5 protein-coding genes are annotated in these 6007 nt (G+C 62.9%); all 5 read right to left on the reverse strand.

What is annotated here, in order from left to right:
• Nucleotides 1–40 precede the first annotated feature (40 nt).
• The 5 genes from C3Y91_RS32285 to C3Y91_RS32305 all read right to left on the reverse strand — a co-directional run bounded on the left by C3Y91_RS32285 (nucleotide 41) and on the right by C3Y91_RS32305 (nucleotide 5601).
• A complete protein-coding gene (locus C3Y91_RS32285; protein ID WP_018069873.1) occupies nucleotides 41–418 on the reverse strand; it encodes a helix-turn-helix domain-containing protein in 378 nt (125 codons plus the stop codon).
• Between the two features lie 261 nt (nucleotides 419–679).
• On the reverse strand, nucleotides 680–2200 hold the full coding sequence (locus tag C3Y91_RS32290) for a mechanosensitive ion channel family protein (RefSeq protein WP_168576262.1): 1521 nt from the start codon (nucleotides 2198–2200) through the stop codon (nucleotides 680–682).
• Nucleotides 2201–2277: 77 nt separating this feature from the next.
• Nucleotides 2278–3414, reverse strand: coding sequence for an ABC transporter permease (locus C3Y91_RS32295; RefSeq protein ID WP_168576263.1), 1137 nt, complete (start codon nucleotides 3412–3414; stop codon nucleotides 2278–2280).
• Nucleotides 3411–4619: an ABC transporter permease gene (locus tag C3Y91_RS32300; RefSeq protein ID WP_168576264.1), complete on the reverse strand. Its 1209-nt coding sequence runs from the start codon at nucleotides 4617–4619 to the stop codon at nucleotides 3411–3413. The genes C3Y91_RS32295 and C3Y91_RS32300 overlap by 4 nt, the downstream gene beginning before the upstream one ends.
• 1 nt (nucleotide 4620) lies before the next feature.
• On the reverse strand, nucleotides 4621–5601 hold the full coding sequence (locus tag C3Y91_RS32305) for an HlyD family secretion protein (protein ID WP_168576265.1): 981 nt from the start codon (nucleotides 5599–5601) through the stop codon (nucleotides 4621–4623).
• Nucleotides 5602–6007: the final 406 nt, after the last annotated feature.

Consider the following 6007-nt stretch of genomic DNA (forward strand, 5'->3'; position numbering starts at 1 on the left):
AGGCTCTCGCCGAGAACGACATGGGCGTTGAACTCAGGCATCAGAATGAAGCGCCGTCTGGATCAACGACATCCGGATCCTCCTGTGCTGTCTTACCCTTGGCCCTCTGCCTGCGCACCGTAGTCGCAAAAGACCGTCCGCGACGTGGCTGGCGTTCGGCGGTCAACGCCAGACCCAGATCGTCTTTCCGGATGTCGACCAGGTCGGCCAACCGGTCGACAAGGCCAAGCACAACGAGAATATCGGCGAGCGTGCCGATCCCGACACCAGGATCTCCCTTTTCCAAGCGTGCGACGGTGCTCGGCGACGTGCCCGCCCGCACCGCCAGATCGGCCACGGCCATGCCGCGCCGCAAGCGAGCGCCGCGGACGTCGTATCCGAGCCTTTGGAGGGCAGGTTTCGATTTGGGCGATCCCATCGCGGGCAACTCAGATATGATCGATAAAGTTACTTATAATGTCATATATGATGAGTTGATAGTTTCCAAAAGCGCGTTGCGCAATAGACGTCCTGTCGACTACCAGCCCGATAGTCATGGCTTCTTAAAAGAGTGAGCGGTCAAGATGAATCCAACCGAAGGAGGACCCGCTTTTTCTCTGCGCGTTCAAGTGAGTGGTTCGCATTGAAGCGGGATATGATCCCAACTGTGAAAGGCCCCGGTGACCATTGCCCTGGACCGCTATTGCGGCACCTTGAACAGATGACGGATGCGCGTCACCAGCGAGCTCATCGAGCCACCGTTCAGCGTGGCGCCTTCGGGTGCGAAGGAATGCTGGCCGGTCTCGATGCGGCGCGACAAAGTGGCGGCAAGCTCTTCGGCGATGCCGGGCCGGTCGTGCAGCAGCGGCGTCAGGCTTACCTGGGCAATCTCGTAGACGACGACGAAGGTCAGCGCCCGCAGGCTGGCGGCTTCGCCGACGCCAATCAGCAGCCCGCTTTCGCCGAAATAATCGCCCGGCGCCAGCCGGCCGAGTTCGATTTCCTTATGGCCTTCCTGGCGGGTGGCGACGAGGGCGCCGCTGCGCACGATCATCAGCGATGCGACCGTATCGCCCTGCTCGATGAGGATGGCATCCTTCTTGTAGGTCCGCCGCGTCATCGAGCCTGCGAGCGTCTCCTTCTCGTCCTCGGTCAGCGAGAAAAACAGCGGGATGGCGTCGAGAAGCTTGAGCGGCGTCGGCCGGTGCGGCTTCGCCATATCCTCCGACTGCAACTGGTCGGGCGGTGGGCCGGCGGCGTCGAGCGGTCGTGCCAAGGTGAGGCCTGCGGCCTTGATATGACGGTAGATCAGATCGAATATCTCGTTCTTCGCCGGCCCCGCCTGGCCGATATCCCTGACGCGGAAGGAGAGTTCCACCTCCATTGCATCTGATGTCAGCGATTTGATCTGCACCCCGGGTTTCGGTTCGGTCAGGATCGAGTCGCTGCTCAAAAGCACGGCGCGCATGACCTCGATGATCGACGACGGCCCGATCGTCGGCACGACCCGGACCGTCAGTGAGGCGCCGTGACTGCGGTCGGGGCTGCTGAGATTGGTCAGCCCGACCTTGGCCAGAAAGCTGTTGGGCAGCACCACCAGGTCGTTAGAACCGTTCAGCAGATGGGTGGAGCGCCAGTTGGTTTCGACGACGCGGCCCTCGATACCGTCATTCAGTACGATCCAGTCGCCGATCGTATAGGGCCGGCCGAGATTGAGCGCGATGCCGGAAAAAACGTCGCTCAACGTGCTCTGCATCGCAAGGCCGAGGATGATGGCAAAGACGCCCGAGGTGGCGATCAGCGTGCCGACGGGAAAGCTGAAGACATAGGCGACCACAGAGAGGATCGCGCCGAGATAGATCAGGCCGATGACCAGATCCTGAACGAGGCGACCTTCTCTCGGCTGGCGCTCGAAGATCAGGAAGACGCGGACGAAGGCGATCAGCGCCCAGGCGGCATTGATCCACCAGACCACCTTGGCAAGGGCGATGAAGACACGCTCGAAGGTCGAAGCCGGCACCGGCCCGACTTCGTAGGGCACGATGTCGTGATAGAGCAGCAGGACGGTCAGCGCCGCGAAGAAGAACACTTGGCCGGCAAGCTTCCAGCTCGGGAAGGGCCGAAGCGCTATGCGCGTGACGATCGCACCGACCACGGCCAACGTCCCGGCCTGGACGACAGGATCGGCGAGCCCTCCGGACCATGTGACATTATCAAGCATCGACTGTCCATTCGCTGGAGCATGATGCCGAAAAGGGTGAGCGGTTTCCGGACAACATCATGCTTCACTCTTGAGTTCTAATGGTGGCTTCGCCGTATCCTGACTTCCAATCCGACCGCGAGGCAACCGTAAAACAGCGCCAGCGCCCAGAGCGTCAGAAACGGCGTGCGGACGTCGCTCAGCGGCGCCCCGAGCTGCGATACCGATACGATTCCGTTGATGGCGGAACTGCTGGGAACCAGGAGCGCCAGATATTGCAGCGCTTTCGGCATCGCCTCAGTCGGCCAGGAAAAGCCAGCGAGAAACAGGAAGGGAATGCCGATCGCCGCAAACACCAGCTGGACGGTGAGGGGGCTGCGGAACAATGCCGCGACCACCATCCCGAGCGCGCTGACCGAAAGCACGAAGGGCAGCGAGACGGCGAAGATGATGAGCGGTCCCCCGAGCCTTGGAATGTCGTAGAGATAAGGCAGCACGATCAGATAGAAGGGCAGCACCACCGCCTCCAGGACGAGGTAGGCGAGCAGCTTGCCGAGCACGGTTGCGAGAGCGCCGGCCGGTGAGCCGGCGAGCCCGTCGTTTGGCAGCGTTCCCAGCAGGCCGACGCCGATCAGGAGCATCTGCTGCAGAAGGAGAACGAAGGCGGCGGGCAGGAGATAGGTGGCATAGCCCCCCTGAGGGTTGAAGAGCGGCACCGCCGTCAGCGGCATCGGGTCGGAAGCCGCGGCGGCAATGGCGGGATCGACATGCATGGCGACCAGTCTTGCGGTCTCGACCTCGGCGCCGAAAGTCTTGGCGACGGCAGAGACGCCGCCGGAGATGCGCGAATAGATCAGGAAGTAGCTGGCATCGGCATAGAGCGCCACGGGCGAGGGTCGTCCGTGCAGCAGGTCGCGCTCGAAATATTTCGGGATGACGAGGACGCCGTAGAGCTGGCGGCTGAAGACCGCGCGCTCGGCGCTTGGTTCGTCGGGCAGTTCGGCGCCGATGGACACATCGGCCGAGGCATCGACGCGGCGGGCGAACTGGCGGCTGCTGTCGGTGCCGTCGAGATCGACAAGGGCGATCGGCACGTCGCGCAGGGCCTCGCCCCGGTAGGGCTGGGGATAGAGGGCCGCATAGATGCAGGCTGCCAGAATGAGCACGGAAAATGCCGGCCACAGCGACAGGATGCGCTGCAATTCGACGCGGCAGGTCGCCAGCACGCCGCTCATCGGGTGGCCTCCCGCGGTGCCGACGCCTCGCGCCTGTTCCTCGATCTCATCGTCTCCAGCCGGAGCACGGTGACGGATGCAAGCAGGACGACGAGGAAGAGCAGCACGAGGATCGGCTTCCACGACAGATCGAGCGGCGTGCCGCGGATCGTCTGGTCGATCCTTGCCATCAGGTACCATGTGCCGGGGATCATCTGGCCGTAATAATAGGCGAAGTCGTTCATGCCGATCCTCGGGAAACCGATGCCCATGAAGCCGAAGGCGGGCGCGGCGAGCAGCGAGCCGATGCTGATGGCGCTCGCCATAGGCCGCAGCAACAGCGCCAGCACCACGCCGATGAACTGGCTTGCCAGGATAAACAGGGTGCCGGCCATCAGCAGCAGGGCGCGATTGCCGCGCAGCGGCATGTCGAGAAGGTCGAAGAGCACCAGATCGGCGATGCCGAGCACGGCGAGAAAGATCAGCGTATAGGGCAGGATCTTGCCCGCCAGCGCCGGCCCCAACCCGCCGCCCAACCGTCGGAGGATACGCAGACGGTGGCGGCTCTCGACGTCGAGGCCGAGCGAATAGGCCATCGTCGTGATGATCACCACCTGCAGCACGCTGGGCATCAGGGCGGCAAGAAGGAAATGGGCATAGTTGAGGGTGGGGTTGAAGAGCGGGTTCACCTGTACCGGAACGGGAGCGAGAGCTGCCTGTGCGGCGTCGACCGGCTCTCCCTGGGCGGTGCGCAACGACAATCTGATGCCCGCAGCCACCGTCGGCACGGCGGCATTGACACCACGCAGTACTAGATTGCCGGTCGTCATCGTCTGGCTGTTGTAGAAGAACACCACTTCCGGCCGGCGGCCGGACAACACGTCGCGCTCGAGATTGCGCGGCAGCATCAGCAGGCCGTGAACCTCGCCGGAGAGGATGAGTTGCCGGCCTTCGGCGAGGTCGCTGACGGCAAGCGCGACCGACGTATCCTGGCTGGCATCGACCATGCGGATGACCTGGCGCGACAGATCGGTGCCATCCTGATCGAGCACGGCGATCGGCAGGCGGGTTGCCAGACCTGCGCTGAAAACCGCGGCCAGAAGGCCCATCAGCAGCAGCGGCAGGACCGTCGTCAGGAACAGGAGGAACGGCCGGCGGCGAAACCAGTGGAACTCCCGTGCGAAGACGAGAATAAAACCCGGGTGCACGCGCCCGCGCGGCATCATTTCAACGCTCCGACCAGGCGGCGATGACGCTCATGCCGGGCCGCAGGCCCTCTACGGCTTTTACCGGAACGGCGCGCACCTCGAACGTCCTGAGATCGAAATCGCCGGTCGCCCGCGTCGCCCGCCAGGTCGCGTACTGTCCCTGTGCATTGATCATGGTCACCTTGACCGCGATCTTGTCGGGGCCGATTGCCGGCACGGCGACATCGAAATTGTCCCCGACCTTCAGGCCCTTCAGCAGATCCTCGCGCAGGTTGAACGTGAACCAGGGGTTCTGGAGATCGATAATCGAAAAGAGTGGCGCGCCGGCGCTGAAATTCTCGCCGAGTTCGGCAACCCGCGTCGTGACCTGCCCGGAGATCGGCGCATGGATCGTCAACTCGGAAACGTTGACCTGCTGCTGATCGAGGGAGGCGCGCGTCTGCTCCACCTGCGCGGCGGCAAGCGCCTTCTCCTCCTTGCTGGAGCCGGCGACCGCCAGCCGCACATTGGCCTCGGCGGATTCGCGCTTGCGGATCGCTGCCTCGAGATTGCGGGCCGCCTGGTCCGCCTGAGCCTGGGTCGAGGCGCCGGTGGTGATCAGCCTGGCCTGACGCCCAGACTCTTCCTGATATAGGGTCACATCCGCGACGGCCGCAGCAAGTTCGGCGTTCGCCGCATCGATCGTCTCGGGACGCGTGCTGTTGACACGGGCAAGATCGGCTTGCGAAACGGAAAGGGCGGCTTGCGACATATGAAGTGCCGCCGTCAGTTCGGGACTTTCAAGCGCGGCGATGACAGTGCCGGCCTCGACATTGTCGCCGACATCGACATTGAGCTTGGCAATGCGGCCGGAGACACGCGGGCTGATATCGACCCGATTGGCGGAGACCTCGCCTTGGACGATCAGCGGCGGCGGGCGTGTTGCAAACCAGAGCAGGATGCCGAGTGCTGCCAGAACCGCCAAGGCGATCACCGGCCGAAGAATTCTGGAAGCTGTCATGACCCACTTTCCCTTGACGAAGGACGTCGCCCGGATGCATTTGGAAGACTGGTAGGTCAGCATTGCCGGTCGCTACAGAGATGTCAAATGACTGTTTCTATGTAACAACCGGTCTGTTCGGCGAGGGTCTTGCAACCTTTACCCGAGGGAGGGTGTGGGCCTCGCCCGTGCACCCTTGTCCTGTTCGAAATCTTGGGCGACGTACAGGTTCAGCACACAATGGAGTGCCACAAACGCCGAGATTTCTCGTTGTTTTGACCAAGCGGCTCAACCTCATCTTGGTGGCGCCCATCCTTGCAGCGCCACAAGCGCTTGAGCGCTTACAGCGCCGCGCGTCTTTTAGACGCACGGCGCTGTAACACTTTCAATCCTCGCATCGTGCTTTCCGAAAATCGATTCCGATTTT

The organism is Rhizobium ruizarguesonis (assembly GCF_012349115.1).
Lineage (GTDB): Bacteria > Pseudomonadota > Alphaproteobacteria > Rhizobiales > Rhizobiaceae > Rhizobium > Rhizobium ruizarguesonis.

Excerpts from the sequence above, each read along its gene's own strand:
- C3Y91_RS32300 (WP_168576264.1), bottom strand. The coding sequence starts at position 4,619 with ATGATGCCGCGCGGGCGCGTGCACCCGGGTTTTATTCTCGTCTTCGCA.
- C3Y91_RS32295 (WP_168576263.1), bottom strand. The coding sequence starts at position 3,414 with ATGAGCGGCGTGCTGGCGACCTGCCGCGTCGAATTGCAGCGCATCCTG.
- C3Y91_RS32290 (WP_168576262.1), bottom strand. The coding sequence starts at position 2,200 with ATGCTTGATAATGTCACATGGTCCGGAGGGCTCGCCGATCCTGTCGTC.
- C3Y91_RS32285 (WP_018069873.1), bottom strand. The coding sequence starts at position 418 with ATGGGATCGCCCAAATCGAAACCTGCCCTCCAAAGGCTCGGATACGAC.
- C3Y91_RS32305 (WP_168576265.1), bottom strand. The coding sequence starts at position 5,601 with ATGACAGCTTCCAGAATTCTTCGGCCGGTGATCGCCTTGGCGGTTCTG.